Genomic DNA, 15,853 nt, shown 5'->3' with positions numbered 1-15,853 from the left:
CCGGCGGAGCCGTGAGGGGCGGCTGGGTTTGGTCGGCGGCTGAGGCAGCGGCTGGGGTTCGCCGAAGCGGGACTGGTAGTGCGGGCGCGTGCCGGAAGCCGGCCGAGCCGGAGCAGCCGGCTGAACGACAGGAGTGGGCTGAGCCGGAGGAACAAACTCCGGCGAAGGCGGTGGGGCTGTGTATACGGAGACCGGCGGCTGTGGGTAAGGCTGTGGATAAGGGGCGGGGAGGACCGTGACTTGCAGGGCGGTGCTGCAGGTGGGACAGGCGATTGTGGCGGTGGGCATCGAGTCCTCCTCGGGTTGGATCCACTGTCCCGAGAGGGAACGGTCCGCCGCTTGAGTACGTCTACTCAAAGTTCTGACGTAGGCTGCTGCGGTCTGTCGATCGTCCAGATCGGTGGGACGAACACGGGGAGCAACATGAATACTGGACATGTCGAGCTTGCGAGAGCTCAGCAGGAGCGGTGGGAGTCGGCGTATTCGCGCCGCCCGCAGTTGCACGGGGCGGAGCCTTCGGCCGCCGCGGAGTGGGCGGCCGAGGCATTCGGTGCCGCAGGCATCGATGATGTGCTGGAGCTTGGCGCCGGCCACGGTCGGGACGCGTTCTTCCTGGCCAGGCAGGGATTCAGCGTGCACGCGACCGACTTCAGCGAGGCGGCGCTCGACCAGTTGCGGCACGAGGCGCAGCGGGAGGGACTCGACGATCGCGTGACGGCCGCGTTGCACGACGTACGGGATCCGCTGCCGCCGGCCGACGCGACGGTCAACGCCGTGTTCGCCAACCTCCTGCTGAACATGGCTTTCTCGCCGTCCGAGCTGCGATCACTCGTTGCCGAGATCCACCGCGTTCTCTGCCCTGGCGGGCTTTTCGTGTACGCCGTGTGGTCGACGGACGACTCGTGTTCGCAGTACTGGCGCCGACGGGAGGATGGGCTGTCCATGCACGACGGCTTCGTCGGGCGCTTCTTCGACGAGCCCCTGGTGACCGAGCTGGCCGAGCAGTGGCGGCTCGACGACACGACGCCGTACGACGAAGGTCGACGGCGGATGTGGCGGGTCACCATGACCAAACCCGCACCCGAAAGCTGAAGCCGGCTCTAGGTGTTCTGGTTCCGAACTGGTGAAGTTGCCGGCGGTACCGGCGTGCCAGATTGCGGTGTGGTCACCAAAGCGAAAAGTTGCATTGACGAACCCGACCGGTTCCGACAGGCTCGGTCCGCGTCACACCTTCGACCATCGGAGATACAGCAATGCAGTGGTACATCGACGTTCTGAAGAAGTACGCCGTGTTCGACGGCCGGGCCCGCCGCAAAGAGTACTGGATGTTCGTGCTCTTCAACGTGATCGCTTCGATCATCCTGTCGATCCTGGACAGGATCCTCGGACTCGACTTCGGCTCGCGCAGCTCGTCCGGCTGGCTGTCGACGATCTACAGCCTGGCGGTGCTGCTGCCGTCGATCGGTGTGGCCATCCGGCGTATGCACGACACCGGGCGTTCCGGCTGGTGGATCCTGATCAACCTGATCCCCTGCGTCGGTTTCATCTGGTTCATCGTCCTGGCCGCCCAGGAGGGCAACGCCGGCGACAACGCGTACGGTCCGGACCCGAAGGCGGCCGAGCGGTTCGGCGGCCCGGGCCAGGCGGGACCGGCCGAGCCGGGTTACCCGACCGTCTGATCCCAGCCACGGCAGAACGCCCCCGCGAAGCAGTTCGCGGGGGCGTTCTCCTGTTTCAGTTGGCCTGGCTCACGCTCGACATGTTGAAGTCGGGCACGAGCAGCGGAGGCGTCGCGGTCCGCGAGAAGTAGTCGCCCCATTCCCGCGAGTACGACGGAACCGTGGCGCCGGCGCTGGTGAACCGGGCCAGCAGATCGACCGGGCTCTCGTTGAACCGGAAGTTGTTGACCGCTCCGGTCACCTCGCCGCCCTCGACCAGGTAGACGCCGTCGCGGGTCAGGCCGGTGAGGAGCAGCGTCTGCGGGTCGACCATCCGGATGTACCAGAGGCAGGTCACGAGCAGGCCGTTGTCGAGTCCAGCGACCAGGTCGTCGGTCGCCCCGGTGCCGCCGTCGACGGACACGACGTAGTTCGCGATGTCGGGCGTCGCCGTCGGCGCGCCGATGAGCTCGGCGGTATGGCGGCTCGTCATCAGGTGCTCGAGCCTGCCGCCGCGGATCCAGTCCGTCGCCTGCAAGGTCAGCCCGTTGTCGAACACGCTCGACGATCCGCCGGACGACCGGGCCACCGCGAACGCGAACGCCTCGAGCCCCGCGAGAGCCGGGTCGGAGTGCAGATTGACCGGCCGCGGGGACAAGGTGTCGCCGATGCGGGTGCCGCCGCCGGACTTCGAGAAGACGGTCTGCCCGTCGAAGGCGTCGCGGCCGTCGAGCTGCCAGAACAGGTACGTCATCAGGTCCGCGACCGCGGCCGGCGGCAGGATCGTCGGGTGCCGGCCGGCATCGACCGAGACCGTCCGCGTCGCCCAGCCGAGCCGGCGGCTCAGCTCGGCATCCAGCGCGAGCGCGTCGACGTCGGTGAAGTCACGGGTGGCCGTGCCGACCCACGCCGAGTGGCTGAGGTCGGCGTTCTTGCCGGTCGAGGAAACGTAGCCACGCGGGAGGGCCTGGCGCAGGCGCAGTCCGGTCGACGAACCGACGTACAGCGTGACGACCTCGTGGTTCGCGAAGCCGTAGAGCCGGCGTCGCTCCAGACCGGCGCGCTTGAGCGACTCGCCGAGTGACGGCGCGAACTTCTCGTAGACGCCGACCGTGGTCTCCTCGGCCTCGAGGTCCCAGTCGGCGCCGACCGAACCGTCGACGAGCGGACGGGCGTCCTCGGCCGGTCCGGCGGCGCGGGCCGTCGCGATCGCGGCGGACACGATCTCGTGCAGCGAGTCCTCGGTGACGGACGAGCGGCCGATGACGCCGGCCGCCGTACCCTCGCCGGATCCGACCGTCGCGATGACCGTCACGCTCGAGCCGCGCATCGCGCCGTTCGTGGTCAGGGTGTTGTTGGCCCAGCGCAGGTTGGTGCTGGAGGTCTCGGCGACGAGTACGACGCAGCCGTCCGCGCCCTCGGCCGCGGCCAGGGCAAGGCCCCGCTCGACGGTGTCCTGCGGAGTGAGTTGTACGGCGGTCACCGGCCGGCCTCCTGCGTGGTGTTGAGAATGCGGACTCCGCGGAACAGGGCGGACGGGCAGCCGTGGGTGACCGCGCCGGACTGCGACGGCTCGGCCTTGCCGCAGTTCAGCGCGCCGCCGAGGAGGTACGTCTGCGGGCCGCCGACGGCCTCCATCGAGCCCCAGAAGTCGGTCGTGGTGGCTTGGTACGCGACGTCGCGGAGCTGGCCGTCGAGCTTGCCGTCGGTGATCTTGTAGAACCGCTGACCGGTGAACTGGAAGTTGTACCGCTGCATGTCGATCGACCAGGACTTGTCGCCGACGATGTAGATCCCGTTCTTCACCCGGCTGATCAGCTCCTCGGTGGACGGGCCGCCCTCGGCGGGCTGCAGCGAGACGTTGGCCATCCGCTGGATCGGGATGTGGCCGGACGAGTCGGCGTACGCACAACCGTTGGAGCGTGGCGTGCCGAGCAGGTCCTCGTTCTTCTTCGCCATCCGGCGGTCGACCTGGTACCCGACCAGGATGCCGTCCTTGACCAGGTCCCACTGCTGGCCGGCCACGCCCTCGTCGTCGTACCCGACGGTGGACAGGCCGTGCTCGGCGGTGCGGTCGCCCGTGACGTGCATGACGGGGGAGCCGTACTTCAGCGTGCCGAGCTTGTCCGTGGTGGCGAAGCTGGTGCCGGCGTAGTTCGCCTCGTAGCCGAGGGCGCGGTCCAGCTCAGTGGCGTGGCCGATCGACTCGTGGATGGTCAGCCAGAGGTTCGTGGGGTCGATGACCAGGTCGTACTCACCAGCGTCGACGGTCGGGGCGGCCAGCTTCTCGGCGAGCCAGCCGGGGATCTGGGCGAGCTCGTCGTCCCAGTTCCACCCGGTGCCCGTCATGTACTCCCAGCCGCGGCCGGCCGGCGGGGCGCAGGTCGACATCGAGTCGAAGCGGTCCTCCGCGACGGCGTGGGCGGTGATGTCGGGGCCGATGCGGACGCGTTGCTGGGTGTACGACGTGCCGGCCGTGTTCGCGTAGAACTTGCACTCGTGGATCGTGGCGACGCGGACGCTCACGTGGGCGACGCCGTCGGCCTTGAGGAGGCGGTCGCTGTAGTCGGTGAGCAGGGCGACCTTGTCGGCGCGCGGGACGGTGAAGGGGTCGATCTCGTACGACGAGGTCCAGGTGACGTCGTCGTACACGGGCTCGTCGGCCAGCTCGATCGTCTCGGCGTTGATCGGGCGGGAGACCTGCGCCATGTTCACCGCCTGCTCGGCGACGCGGACGGCCTCGTCCTCGGTGAGAGCGACGCCGGCGGCGAAACCCCAGGTGCCGTCGTGGATGACGCGGACCGCGATGCCGAGGTCCTCGTCGTCCTTCGCGCTCTCCAGCACGCTGTCGCGCAGGGAGATGGACTCGGATCGGATCCGCTCCAGGCGGAACTCGGCGTACGTCGCGCCGAGGTCGCGGGCGCGTTGGAGCGCCGCCTGGGCGAGTTCATGACGGGGGAGGGCGAGGAAGCTCGCGTCGACTTCGGGCACGGTGTCGACCTTATACACGGAACCCGACAAAGCCCGGCGGTGTAGTCACAATGACAAGAAACCGCCTCCCTCCTCTCGACGGGAGGGGTGAGGGTGGGTTTGGTGGACGGGAGGCGTGATCGACGACGGCGATGAGGGTGCGGTTCTGGCTCGGGTGCGGGGTGGGGAGAGTGCCGCGTACGGCGAGTTGGTGGATCGGCATGCCCGGATCGCGAAGCGGACGGCGGTTTTCCTGGGGGCGGGCGCCGACGCGGACGACGTGGTGCAGGAGGCGTTCGTCAAGGCTTACAAAGGGCTGGGCGGGTTTCGCGAGGGAGCTGCCTTCAGGCCCTGGCTGCTGCGGATCGTGGCCAACGAGACCCGGAACGCAGTGCGGGCACGGGGGCGGCGGGCGCGGCGGGAGGAGCTGGCGGCACCGATGGATGTGGTGCTGGACCCGGCCGACGCGGCGGTCTCACTGGAACGTCGGACCGAGCTGCTGAACGCCGTACGAACGCTCCCGGAGCCGATGCGGCTCGTGGTGACGTGCAGGTACCTGCTGGATCTGGATGAGCAGGAGACCGCCGTGGTACTCGGCTGGCCCCGCGGGACGGTCAAGTCCCGCCTGCACCGCGCGCTGGGGAGACTCCGTGACGCCCTACCCGACAAGGAGGTGCAACGATGAGCCTCGAAGACGAACTGCGGGCCGTCGGGCGGTCTGCCGTCGTACCTCCGCTGGACGACGCCCTGACCGCCGCGGTGCTCACACGCGTCGCTGACATCCCGGTGCGGAAGCGCCTGCGCGACAGGTGGCGTGCGTTCCTGGCCGGCTTCCTGATACTGCTCGCCGGCCTCGCACTCACCCCACCAGTACGCGCGACCGTCGCAGAATGGCTCCGGATCGGCGGAGTCCAGGCGCAGCCAGTCGGCACCGGCCCGAGCACTGCGCCCCCGGTGCCAACCGTCGCCGGGCATCTGTCGCTGGAGCAGGCCGCGAGCGTCGCAGGCTTCACACCGAGGCTTCCGAAGGACCTCGGCGCACCGACCGGAGTCGAGGCGTCCAAGGGATTCATCGCGACCAGCTGGAGCGGTGTGCGGTTGGAGCAGTTCCAGTCCGGCATCGAGCCGATGTACATCAAGCAGTACTACGGCACGCTCGAGTACGTGGATCGCATCAACGCGTTCTGGTTCAAGACGCCGCACGACCTCGTGCTGGTCGACAAGCGCATCGTACGGATCGCCGGACCCACGCTGGTCTGGGAGCGCGACGGCGTGACGTTCCGCCTCGAAGGCGTCGACAAAGCACGGGCAATAGAGCTGGCGAGCGGAACCTCCTGATCACCGGCGGTGTATCCACCAGTGAAAGGAGAGCCGCCATGATCCGTCGTACTCTCGCCCTGGCAGCCGCGTTGTTTGCCTTCACCGCACTTCCAGCTCACGCAGGAGGTCCGACCAGCGTGCTGCTCAGTGCACCGCCGCACGTGGCCGCCGTCGGCTACGACGACGAGCGGTACTACGACCTGCAGAACCTGATCCAGGCCCCGTCGAAGGCCGACCCCGGGAGCGGCGTTCACAGCGTCGGCAAATTCGTCCGTGCGACCTGGCTCATCCACGATATGAGCGTCTGGCGGATCGACATCATCTACCCGGACGCGCCCGGTGGCCCGTGGATCTCCACGGAGGAGTTCATGACCGGTACCAAGCCGGCCAAGCCGACCTGGCACCGCGCCGCAGACCCGTCACGCTTGCTACAGGTGCTCGGAACGTTCAACCTCCTCGACGGCAAGTTCGACGGCGGTCCCACCCTCGACGACGGCTACACGGCCGACCCGTCGACACCCGTCACGACACCCGAACCGACCCCAGCACCGGCACAGGCGGCGACCCAGGCAGCGACCACGAACGTCTTCACCGGTTGGCGCTGGATCATCCCGGGCGTCCTCATCGGCGCAGCAGCCGCAGTCGTTGCCGTCCGCCTCTTCCCGAAGCGCCGCTGGGAGCTGATCGACTAGATCGTCGCGGCGAGTTCGAAGCCCGCAAACAGCCGTCCACCGTAGCCGTCGAGGATGTGGTCCACGGCAACGACCAGGCGGTCGTCCTCCGCGCGTACACCGTCCATCAAGGCGGCAGCCTGTGCCTTGTCGTACGCCGCCACCTCACGTAGCAGGCCCTTGCCAGTGCCGGACCAACGCCCAGCACCGGTCAGCAACAGCCGAGCCGCCTCCTGCCATAGCACCGCTGCGATCGCCAGCCGCACGTCACCGGACGCATCCGACAGGTCGTCAAGCAGATTGGTGATCGTGTAGCGCAGCAGACCCAGCTCGTCGCCGGACAAGGGCTTCGGCCCAGCAACCACCTCCGCCAAGTACTCCTGCTGCAACCGCGCCCCGGACCCGTCCGTGTCCAGCAGTACGACGGACTCCCCGACGAGCCGCATCATTGTCGGCTGGCGTCGCGCCTGGTCCTTGTCGGCGAAATAGCGCAGCGACTTCTCGGTGTGCACGAACAGCTCGACCGGCCAGTCGGCGTACTCCAGCGACTTCCGGATCGGCGCCGGAGGCCCGTCCAGCAGCACCGTGATGTCCAGATCGGACGTACTGGTCGCATCGCCGCGCGCCACACTGCCGCCGAGCCAAGCGGCTCGGGCATCCGGATACAGCTCCTGTACGAGTTGGAGTGCCAGGTCCATCAGGACAGTGTCAGCCAGCGGAGCAGTTCGCGGTACGCATTTGTTGGCGGGATGTGACCGCCCACGTAGTACTTGCGTTCCGCGTGCGGTATCGCGGCGGCCAGGATGTCGGCGCACTTGCCGGCGCGTTCGTCGGCCGAGCCGTGCCAGAGGCTGACGGGGACCCGGATGTCGCCGAGCTCGAACCCCCACGGGTTGGCGAAGGCGACGTGGTCGTCGATCCAGCCGTCGTGGCTGGTGACGAAGGTGGCGGTCAGACGTGCCATCGCCGCGGCGTCCTCACGCGCAGGCGGTCCTGGTGGGGAGCCGGGGGACGGTGGGATCTCCGGACCACCTTCTTCGACCGCGGTCAGGATGGTCCGGGCGGTCTCCTCGAGCCCGGGCCGGAGGTCGCCGTGCACTGCGAGCCAGGAGGTCCGGTTGCGGCGTGGGTCGTCCCGTTCCTCCTCCTCGGTCGGCTCCGGCCCGTCGACGATCGACGGCGCGTTGCTGCCGATCACCGCGCACCTCGTCACCCGGTCGGGCAACAGCGCGGCACACGCGAGTGCATGCGGCCCGCCACCGGAGCCACCTGTGACCGCGAACTGCGTCCAGCCCAATGCGTCGGCGACTGCGACCGCGTCTTCGACCACGGACGACACAGTGCGTCCTGGCTGGCGGGTTGACCCCCCGTAGCCAGGGCGGTCCGGGGTGGCGACACGCAGACCGGACGACTCGATGGCAGCCAAGGCGTCAGGCCGCTTCCAGCGTGTCGAAGGCGTCCCTCCGAACGACAGCGCCGGCAGGCCGTCGTCAGCCCCATGGACGCTGTAGAGAACCATCCGGTCACCGATCCGCACCATGCTGTCCACCAGCGCAGCGTAACCACCCGACAACGGCTAACCGATTGCAGAGTTACCAACCCGAGATTCTCGGAATTCGAGATGCAACCGCGGTGGTGGAAGGATGCGGCCTAGGTTTTGTCGGCTGTAAGAATTCAACCAGTCGGGAGTGCTTGTGAGTTCCTCGGTCGCCGGGACCGTATCGCCCACCCGGCAGGCGTTGCGCCGGTTACGGCGTGACCGCAGTGCGCGCCTCGGCGTCGTACTGGTCGCTCTGCTGATCCTGATCGCGGCGGCAGCGCCGTTGCTGGTGCGGCTGGCCGGCCAGGACGCGACGACGTACCACATCGATCTGCTCGATCCGAACCGCGGGAACGCGCCGGCGGGCGCGCTCGGTGGGATCAGCGGCAGTCACTGGTTCGGCGTCGAGCCGTTGACCGGCCGGGACCTGTTCTCGATCGTCGTCCTCGGTCTGCGTACGTCGCTGACCATCGCGATCGTCGTCACCGCGATCACCACCGTCGTCGGCACGCTCGCCGGCATCAGCGCGGCGTACTTCGGCGGCTGGTTCGACGCGATCATGTCCCGCCTGCTCGACTTCCTCTTCGGCTTCCCGCAACTCGTGTTCATGATTGCCCTCGGCATCGTCGTCCCGGCCAGGTTCCCGCGCTGGCTGCTGCTGATCCTGGTGCTGAGCTTCTTCGGCTGGGCCGGTCTGGCCCGGCTGATCCGCAACCAGGCTCGCTCGCTGGTCGCCCGCGAGTTCGTCGAGGCGGCCCGCAGCGTCGGTTCGACGGGCTGGATGGTCATCACCCGCGAGCTCCTGCCCAACCTGCTCGGTCCGGTCCTGGTGATCGCCACGCTCGCCATCCCCGGGTACATCAGCGCCGAGGCGGCGCTGTCGTTCCTCGGCGTCGGCGTGCCACCACCGACACCGAGCCTCGGCCGGTCGATCTCGGACTCGATCGCCTGGGTGTACACCGGCGCCGACCCGTGGTTCCTGCTCTTCCCCGGCGCGATGCTGTTCCTCGCCGTACTCGGCTTCACGCTCCTCGGCGACGGGGTGCGGGACGCGTTCGACGTCCGGTTGCGGAGGACGAGCTGATGCCCGACCTCGCCTGGTTCGTGATGCGGCGGCTGTTCGCGGCCCTGCTCGTGATGCTCGCGCTGAGCCTTGCCGTCTACCTGGTCTTCTACGCGATCCCTGCCGACCCGGCCCACCTGGCGTGCGGCAAGCCCTGTACGCCGGACCGCCTCGAGCAGGCCCGGCACTTCATGCAGCTCGACCAGAGCACCCTGCAGCAGTACCTGAGCTTCCTGAAGGGCATCTTCGCCGGTCGCACGTTCGGCGAGGGTACGGCGGCGGTGCACTGCAACGCCCCCTGCTTCGGGTACTCGTTCCCGCTTGCCCGCCCGGTCACCACGCTGATCCTGGACCGGCTGCCGATCACCGCATCGATCGCGATCGGCGCCGCCGTCCTGTGGCTGCTCCTCGGAGTCTCGCTCGGCGTGATCGCCGCCCTCAACCGCGGCCGCATCCTGGACCGGCTGGCGATCGGCGTCGCCTTGGTGGGGGTGTCGACGCCGTCGTTCCTGCTCGGTCTGCTGGCGATCCTGGTGTTCGGGTTCTGGCTGAACATGGTCCCGGTCAGCGGCTACGTCCCGCTCACCGAGAGCCCGGTCGACTGGGCCTGGCACCTGATCACGCCGTGGATCGTGCTCGCGATCCTGCAGGCGGCGTCGTACATCCGGCTGACCCGTTCGCAGATGCTCGAGGAGCTGAACCTCGACTACATCACCACCGCCCGGGCGAAGGGCGCCGGCGAGCTGCGGGTGGTCCTGACGCACGGCCTCCGCGGCGTACTCGTGCCGGTCGTGACGTTGTTCGGCCTGGATCTCGGCGGTCTGCTCGGTGGTGCGATCCTGACCGAGAAGGTCTTCAGCATGCAGGGCCTCGGCGACCTGCTGATCAGCGCGGTCGGCTCGCTCGACGTGGCCGTCGTCGTCGGCGTGACGTTGTTCTCGGCGTTCCTGATCATCCTCGCGAACCTGGTGGTGGACATAGTGCACGGTGTGCTCGACCCGAGGGTGAGCCATGGCTGAACCAGTGCTGGAAGTTCACGACCTGCGGGTGACGTTCACCACCGAGGGCGGCCTGGTACCCGCGGTCGACGGCATCGACTTCGCCGTCACGCCGGGCGAGACGCTCGCGATCGTCGGCGAGTCCGGGTCCGGCAAGAGCGTCAGCTCGGCCGCCGTGATGGGCCTGCTGCCTTCGAACGCCGAGGTCACCGGTGAGGTGCTGCTCGACGGCCGGGAGCTGATCGGCCTGCCGAACGACGACCTCCGCAAGATCCGCGGCAACGACATCGCGATGGTCTTCCAGGACGCGCTCTCCGCCCTGAACCCGTACTACAGCGTCGGCTGGCAGGTCGCCGAGGCGTACCGGCTGCACCACGACGTCTCGAAGAAGAAGGCGCACCAGCGGGCGATCGAGATGCTCGACAAGGTCGGCATCCCGGACGCGGCCCGCCGGGCCGACAGTTACCCGCACGAGTTCTCCGGGGGAATGCGGCAGCGGGTCGTGATCGCTATGGCTTTGGTGAATGACCCGAGAGTGCTGATCGCGGACGAGCCGACGACCGCACTCGATGTCACCGTGCAGGCGCAGATCATGCGCCTGCTGGACGACGTCCAGGCGGAGTTCGGAACGGCGCTGGTCCTGATCTCGCACGATCTCGGTGTCGTCGCCGAGGTCGCGGACGACGTCCTGGTCATGTACGCCGGGCGCGCGGCGGAGCGCGGTACGGTCCGGGACATCTTCTTCCGGGCGGCCCACCCGTATGCGCTCGGTCTCCTCGGCGCGATGCCGCGGGTCGACGTACCGCCGAAGCAGCGGCTGACCACGATTCCCGGGACTCCGCCTACGCCAGGGTCGATCACGACCGGCTGCCCGTTCCAGCCGCGGTGCGCGTACGCCCATCTGGTCGGTGAGCGCTGCGTCACCGAGCGCCCGGAGCTCACGCCGCGCCCCGGCCAGGGCGACCACGAGGCGGCCTGCCACCTCGGCCGACGGCCGGAGGTGCTCCTGTGAGCGAAGAGCTGCTGAACCTCAAAGACGTCAAGAAGTACTTCGGTCTGCGCGGCGCCCCCTGGCGTAAGGCACAGGCCGTCCGGGCGGTGGACGGTGTGAACCTCGTTGTCCGCACGGGCGAAACGGTCGGCCTGGTCGGCGAGTCCGGCTCCGGCAAGTCGACGCTGGCCCGGGTCGCCACCAGGCTGCTCGACCCGACCCAGGGCCGGGTGGAGATCGGTGGCAAGGACGTCACCACCATCAGAGGCCGCCGGCTCCGGCCGATCCGCCGCAAGATCCAGATGGTCTTCCAGGATCCGCAGGCCTCACTGAATCCGCGGCAGTCGGTCGGCACGATCCTCAGTACGCCGTATCGCGCGCAGGGGATCCGTCCCAGCCGCGCCCAGCTCGTCGAGCTGCTCGAACAGGTCGGGCTCGCCGAGCAGTACCTGGACCGGTACCCGCACGAGTTCTCCGGCGGTCAACGACAGCGCATCGGGATCGCGCGGGCGCTGTCGGTCAAGCCGGATCTCCTGGTCTGCGACGAGCCCGTGTCCGCGCTCGACGTGTCCGTCCAGGCCCAGGTGCTGAACCTGCTCGCCGACCTGCGCGACGACCTCGGCCTGTCGTACGTGCTGGTCGCCCACGACCTGGCCGTCGTCCGGCAGGTCGCCGACCGGATCGCCGTGATGTACCTCGGCACGATCGTCGAGGAAGGGCCCGCCGGAGAGGTCTACGAGTCGCCGGCGCATCCCTACACCAAGGCGCTGCTGTCCGCCGTGCCGGTGCCCGAGCCGGGCGTGGTCCGCGATCGGATCGTGCTGACCGGCGACGTGCCCACGCCCATCGACCCGCCGTCCGGATGCCCGTTCCGGACCCGCTGTTACAAAGCACAGGACGTGTGCGCGACACAACGACCAGTGCTCGAACCCGTGGCAGGGAATACAGAGCACCGGGCCGCCTGCTACTTCCCTGAGCCCCCACCCTCCTGAGAGGACATGATGAAACACCTAACCCGAGCCGTCGCGGTAGCGGCCGCACTGGTGTTGGCGGCGGCCGCCTGCAACGCCAATGACAAGACCGCCACCGGCGGCAGCACCGCGGCCGCCGAGCAGGGTGGCACCTGGCACGTGCTCACCACGAGCAAGGAGATCAGCCTCGACCCGGCCAAGAGCCAGAACCTGGGGATCAGCACGATCCACCTGGTGCTGCGCGGCCTGACGTCCTGGAAGACCACGGAGGGCAAGGCGGCCGAGCTGGTGCCGGACCTGGCCACCGACACCGGCCAGGTCAGCGACGGCGGCAAGACCTGGACGTACAAGCTCAAGTCCGGCCTGAAGTACGGCGACGGTTCGCCGATCGTTGCCGCCGACATCAAGTACGGCGTGGAGCGGTCGTTCGCCCCGGAGCTGTCCGGCGGACTCGGGTACCACAAGTCGCTGCTCGTCGGCGGCGACAAGTACCAGGGCCCGTACAAGGGCGGCGAGCTGGCCTCGGTCGAGACGCCGGACGACACCACGATCGTCTTCAAGCTGAACAAGCCGTACGGCGACTGGCCCTGGATCGTCAGCATGCCGGCCTTCTCGCCGGTCCCGAAGAAGGCCGACACCGACCCGGCGCACTACGGTGAGAAGCCGGTCGCCAGCGGCCCGTACCAGGTGAAGTCGTACGCCCCGGGCTCCAAGCTCGAGCTGGAGCGCAACCCGAACTGGGACAAGTCGACCGACCAGGCCCGGACCGGTCTGCCGGACGCGATCGTGCTCGAGATGGGGCTGCAGCCCGACGTGGTGAACCAGCGGCTGATCGCGGACGCCGGCGACGACAAGTTCGCCGCGACCACCGGTACGTCGGTGCCGGCCGCGCTGATCCCGACGGTCAACGGCAACCCGGCGGTCAAGGCCCGGGTGGCGACGTCGCCGTCCGGCGCGCTGGAGTACCTGGCGATGAACACCGAGCGCCCGGCGCTCAAGAACGTCGAGGTACGCAAGGCGATCGAGTACGCCGTCGACAAGCAGGCCGTCCAGGTCGCCGAGGGCGGTCCGGAGTACGGCGGTGACATCGCGTCGACGCTGATCACGCCGGGCATCGACGGCTACAACAAGTTCGACACGTACCAGGCGCCGCCGGCCGGCGACCCGGACAAGGCCAAGCAGATGCTGGCGGCCGCGGGTGTCAGCAAGCTCAACCTGGTGCTGGCCGCCGACAACACGACCGGTCTCGGGGTGGCGCAGGCGATCCAGCAGGGCCTCAAGCGGGCCGGCATCACGGTCACCATCAAGCCGCTCGACTCCGAGCCCCTCACCGACCTGATCACCGGGAACAAGCCGGACTTCGATCTGACCGTGTCGAGCTGGCTGCCGGACTTCCCGTCCGCGATCGGCAACATCCAGCCGCTGTTCGCGAGCTCGGAGATCGGCAACGGCGGGTACAACATCTCCCGCTACTCCAACCCCGCGGTGGACTCGGCGATCGCCGCGGCGACGGCCGAGACCGACCGGGCCAAGGCGGCGGGCATGTGGGGCGCGCTGGACAAGCAGATCCTGGCCGACGCGCCGGTCGTGCCGCTGGTCTACGCCCGGAACGCGTTCCTGCACGGGTCGAAGGTGCAGAACTTCTACCTGTCGGCCTACCCGCCGTACCCGAACCAGCTGATCGTCGGCCTGAGCAAGTAACTAGGTCCGGCCCTCGTTCTCCTGGGCTTCGAAGAGGGTCGGCTGGGTCTCGGCATCGAGTCCCCAGTCGGCCCTCATCACCGTGTAGCCGGCCTTCTCCGCGGCTGCGATCACCTTGGCGTCGTCGTCGACCAGTACGGCGACCGGGCGCTGCTCGGCGAGGCGTTGCAGCCGGCCGAGCTTCATCAGCATCGACGGGCGGCGGTCGGTGTTGCCGCGCATGTACAGCTTGCCCTCGGGGAAGCCGTTGTCCTTGAGCCACTTCACCGTGTCCCGCCGCAGCCGCTCCGGGCGCCCGGTCAGGTAGACGATCTCGTGCTCGGCCGCCAGCGTCGTCGCGACCGCGAGGCCCTCGTCCAGGACCGCGTCTTCCTTGGCGTGCGCGAAGAACGAGTCCCAGTCCTTCGGCCTCCGCTCGATGAAATGGATCCGCTTGCTGGTGTCGGACAGCGTCGCGTCGATGTCGAGTACGGCGTACGGTCGCTCATCCATGCCGACCAGCTTCCCAGGTCGCGCGGTCGAGCCCGTACAGCACCTCGCCGAACTCGGTTCCGGGCAGGGGATCGTCGAAGTGCTCGTGGTAGATCTTCAGGAATCGCAGCCCCGAGCGCCGCATCACCGCTCGCGAGCGATGGTTGACCGCCATCGTGTCCGCCACCACCTGCTCCATGCCGAGGCTGAACGCGTGCGCGATCAGCGCCTTCGTGCCCTCGGTCGCGTACCCGTTGCCCCACGCGGCCCGGTTCAGCCGGTAGCCGACGCCGGCCACTGTGGCGTCGGAGGTCGGTTGCAGACCGAACCATCCGACGAAACCTTCTGCGGCCTCGGCCTTGAACGTCCCGAGCTGCGGATGCTCGGCGTACACCTTCAGGATCTCGGGCAGTACGACGTTCTCGATCTCGTCACGCGGTGTCGGCTGACCGGTCAGGAACCGCATCACCTCGGGGTCGGAGTCCAACTCGACCAGCAGGCCGGCGTCCGCCGGGGTGAACCGGCTCAGCGTCAGCCGCTCGGTTTCCAGGTAGGTGGGCACCACCGGATCGTAGGCTGTTCGCATGTCTCAGGTCTGGTTGATTACAGGTGCTAGCGCGGGATTCGGACGGGCGATGACGGAGGAGGCGCTGGCGGCCGGCCACACGGTGGTCGCGGCGGTGCGGCGGCCGGAGGCCATGGGGTTGGAGCACGAGCGGTTGTCGGTGGTGAAGCTCGACGTGACGGACGCCGCCGCGATCCCGGTGGTCGTCGCGGACGTGCTAGCGAAGCACGGGCAGATCGACGTACTGGTCAACAACGCCGGGCGCGGGATGGTCGGGGCTGCGGAGGACACGACCGACGAGGAGCTGCGTGGGTTGATGGAGCTGCACTTCTTCGGGCCGGTCGGGTTGACGAAGGCCGTGCTGCCGGGGATGCGGGAGCGGAAGAGCGGGACCGTCGTACAGCTGACGAGTCAGGGTGGACGGTTCGCGTTCGCCGGGATCAGTGCGTACAGCGGGTCGAAGTTCGCGCTGGAGGGCTGGTCGGAGGCACTCGCGGCCGAGACCAAGCAGTTCGGTATCCGCGTGGTGATCGTGGAGCCGGGCGCGTTCCGTACGTCGTTCAACGAGCCGAGCGCGCTGCACGTGACCGAGATCAGCGAGGTCTACGAGGGCCCGGTAGGCGCCGTACGTGACGCGCTCTCGGACGGGAACGGCGCCCAGCCAGGCGACCCGACCCGCGCCGCGCAGGCCATCCTCACCGCCGTCGCCAGCCCCGAGCCGCCGCTGCGCCTGCCTCTGGGGTCGGACGCGGTCGAGGCGCTCGCTGGCGTGTACGCCGGCGCGCAAACCGAGCTCGTCACCTGGTCGGACCTCTCCCGCAGCGCCGACTTCCCCTCGTAACCCGGGTTCCTTGGGCACCCACCAACCGTTTTCGCATCAGCGAAACGGTTGACCCGTGCCCAAGGACCGGGTGTCCGGAGTGTGGGCGGGTGG

Annotated in this window: 17 protein-coding genes; 11 read left to right on the top strand and 6 right to left on the bottom strand. The window is 68.7% G+C overall.

From position 1 onward, the window contains the following. The first annotated feature begins 423 nt into the window (after positions 1-423). Complete coding sequence (locus ACIA58_RS11715) at positions 424-1,092, top strand: class I SAM-dependent methyltransferase (protein WP_396403588.1); 669 nt, start codon at positions 424-426, stop codon at positions 1,090-1,092. A gap of 161 nt (positions 1,093-1,253) precedes the next feature. Next, positions 1,254-1,679, top strand: coding sequence for a DUF805 domain-containing protein (locus tag ACIA58_RS11710; protein ID WP_396403587.1), 426 nt, complete (start codon positions 1,254-1,256; stop codon positions 1,677-1,679). Between the two features lie 55 nt (positions 1,680-1,734). Here ACIA58_RS11710 and ACIA58_RS11705 read toward each other — a convergent pair whose 3' ends face one another. Together ACIA58_RS11705 and ACIA58_RS11700 are read right to left on the bottom strand one after the other, a co-directional pair. Then, the gene (locus ACIA58_RS11705; protein WP_396403586.1) at positions 1,735-3,141 is read right to left on the bottom strand and encodes a metallopeptidase TldD-related protein; all 1,407 of its coding nucleotides are present in this window, start codon (positions 3,139-3,141) and stop codon (positions 1,735-1,737) included. Further along, positions 3,138-4,649 (bottom strand): TldD/PmbA family protein, encoded by a 1,512-nt coding sequence (locus tag ACIA58_RS11700; RefSeq protein WP_396403585.1) that lies wholly within the window; start codon positions 4,647-4,649, stop codon positions 3,138-3,140. Before ACIA58_RS11700 ends, ACIA58_RS11705 begins: the two co-directional genes overlap by 4 nt. Positions 4,650-4,764: 115 nt before the next feature. Here ACIA58_RS11700 and ACIA58_RS11695 point away from each other — a divergent pair, with 115 nt between their 5' ends. From ACIA58_RS11695 to ACIA58_RS11685, 3 genes are read left to right on the top strand one after another with little or no spacing between them, the layout of a single operon-like run. Then, positions 4,765-5,313: an RNA polymerase sigma factor gene (locus ACIA58_RS11695; protein ID WP_396403584.1), complete on the top strand. Its 549-nt coding sequence runs from the start codon at positions 4,765-4,767 to the stop codon at positions 5,311-5,313. After that, positions 5,310-5,966 (top strand): hypothetical protein, encoded by a 657-nt coding sequence (locus ACIA58_RS11690; RefSeq protein ID WP_396403583.1) that lies wholly within the window; start codon positions 5,310-5,312, stop codon positions 5,964-5,966. Before ACIA58_RS11695 ends, ACIA58_RS11690 begins: the two co-directional genes overlap by 4 nt. 38 nt (positions 5,967-6,004) lie before the next feature. Next, positions 6,005-6,640 carry a hypothetical protein gene (locus tag ACIA58_RS11685; protein WP_396403582.1) on the top strand — a complete coding sequence of 212 codons (636 nt, stop codon included), beginning with the start codon at positions 6,005-6,007 and terminating at the stop codon, positions 6,638-6,640. Here the strand turns inward: ACIA58_RS11685 and ACIA58_RS11680 are convergent. Both ACIA58_RS11680 and ACIA58_RS11675 read right to left on the bottom strand, forming a co-directional pair. Then, complete coding sequence (locus tag ACIA58_RS11680) at positions 6,637-7,317, bottom strand: nucleotidyltransferase domain-containing protein (RefSeq protein ID WP_396403581.1); 681 nt, start codon at positions 7,315-7,317, stop codon at positions 6,637-6,639. The two genes, ACIA58_RS11685 and ACIA58_RS11680, sit on opposite strands and share 4 nt — an antisense overlap. Then, entirely contained in the window at positions 7,317-8,159 is an 843-nt protein-coding gene (locus tag ACIA58_RS11675; RefSeq protein ID WP_396404969.1) for an alpha/beta hydrolase, read from the bottom strand. The genes ACIA58_RS11680 and ACIA58_RS11675 overlap by 1 nt, the downstream gene beginning before the upstream one ends. A 154-nt stretch (positions 8,160-8,313) precedes the next feature. Between ACIA58_RS11675 and ACIA58_RS11670 the strand changes: the two genes are divergently transcribed. Genes ACIA58_RS11670 through ACIA58_RS11650 form a run of 5 tightly spaced genes read left to right on the top strand, consistent with a single transcriptional unit; the run spans position 8,314 to position 13,883 of the window. After that, on the top strand, positions 8,314-9,243 hold the full coding sequence (locus ACIA58_RS11670; RefSeq protein WP_396403580.1) for an ABC transporter permease: 930 nt from the start codon (positions 8,314-8,316) through the stop codon (positions 9,241-9,243). Then, positions 9,243-10,241, top strand: a complete 999-nt coding sequence (locus ACIA58_RS11665; RefSeq protein ID WP_396403579.1) for an ABC transporter permease — start codon at positions 9,243-9,245, stop codon at positions 10,239-10,241. The genes ACIA58_RS11670 and ACIA58_RS11665 overlap by 1 nt, the downstream gene beginning before the upstream one ends. Continuing rightward, positions 10,234-11,232 carry an ABC transporter ATP-binding protein gene (locus tag ACIA58_RS11660; protein WP_396403578.1) on the top strand — a complete coding sequence of 333 codons (999 nt, stop codon included), beginning with the start codon at positions 10,234-10,236 and terminating at the stop codon, positions 11,230-11,232. Before ACIA58_RS11665 ends, ACIA58_RS11660 begins: the two co-directional genes overlap by 8 nt. Next, positions 11,229-12,203, top strand: coding sequence for an ABC transporter ATP-binding protein (locus ACIA58_RS11655; protein ID WP_396403577.1), 975 nt, complete (start codon positions 11,229-11,231; stop codon positions 12,201-12,203). The genes ACIA58_RS11660 and ACIA58_RS11655 overlap by 4 nt, the downstream gene beginning before the upstream one ends. A gap of 9 nt (positions 12,204-12,212) precedes the next feature. Then, positions 12,213-13,883: an ABC transporter substrate-binding protein gene (locus tag ACIA58_RS11650; protein ID WP_396403576.1), complete on the top strand. Its 1,671-nt coding sequence runs from the start codon at positions 12,213-12,215 to the stop codon at positions 13,881-13,883. On the opposite strand, the gene ACIA58_RS11645 is transcribed toward ACIA58_RS11650, so the two are convergent. Then, on the bottom strand, positions 13,884-14,375 hold the full coding sequence (locus ACIA58_RS11645; protein WP_396403575.1) for an HAD family acid phosphatase: 492 nt from the start codon (positions 14,373-14,375) through the stop codon (positions 13,884-13,886). Beyond that, the gene (locus ACIA58_RS11640) at positions 14,368-14,940 is read right to left on the bottom strand and encodes a GNAT family N-acetyltransferase (RefSeq protein ID WP_396403574.1); all 573 of its coding nucleotides are present in this window, start codon (positions 14,938-14,940) and stop codon (positions 14,368-14,370) included. The genes ACIA58_RS11645 and ACIA58_RS11640 overlap by 8 nt, the downstream gene beginning before the upstream one ends. Here ACIA58_RS11640 and ACIA58_RS11635 point away from each other — a divergent pair. Next, the gene (locus tag ACIA58_RS11635; protein WP_396403573.1) at positions 14,939-15,760 is read left to right on the top strand and encodes an oxidoreductase; all 822 of its coding nucleotides are present in this window, start codon (positions 14,939-14,941) and stop codon (positions 15,758-15,760) included. The two genes, ACIA58_RS11640 and ACIA58_RS11635, sit on opposite strands and share 2 nt — an antisense overlap. Positions 15,761-15,853 lie beyond the last annotated feature (93 nt).

Origin of the sequence: Kribbella sp. NPDC051586 (genome assembly GCF_044453965.1) — a bacterium.
Taxonomy (GTDB): domain Bacteria; phylum Actinomycetota; class Actinomycetes; order Propionibacteriales; family Kribbellaceae; genus Kribbella.
The sequence above is the reverse complement of the archived record's forward strand: the minus strand, read 5'-3'. Positions and strand labels throughout refer to the sequence as shown.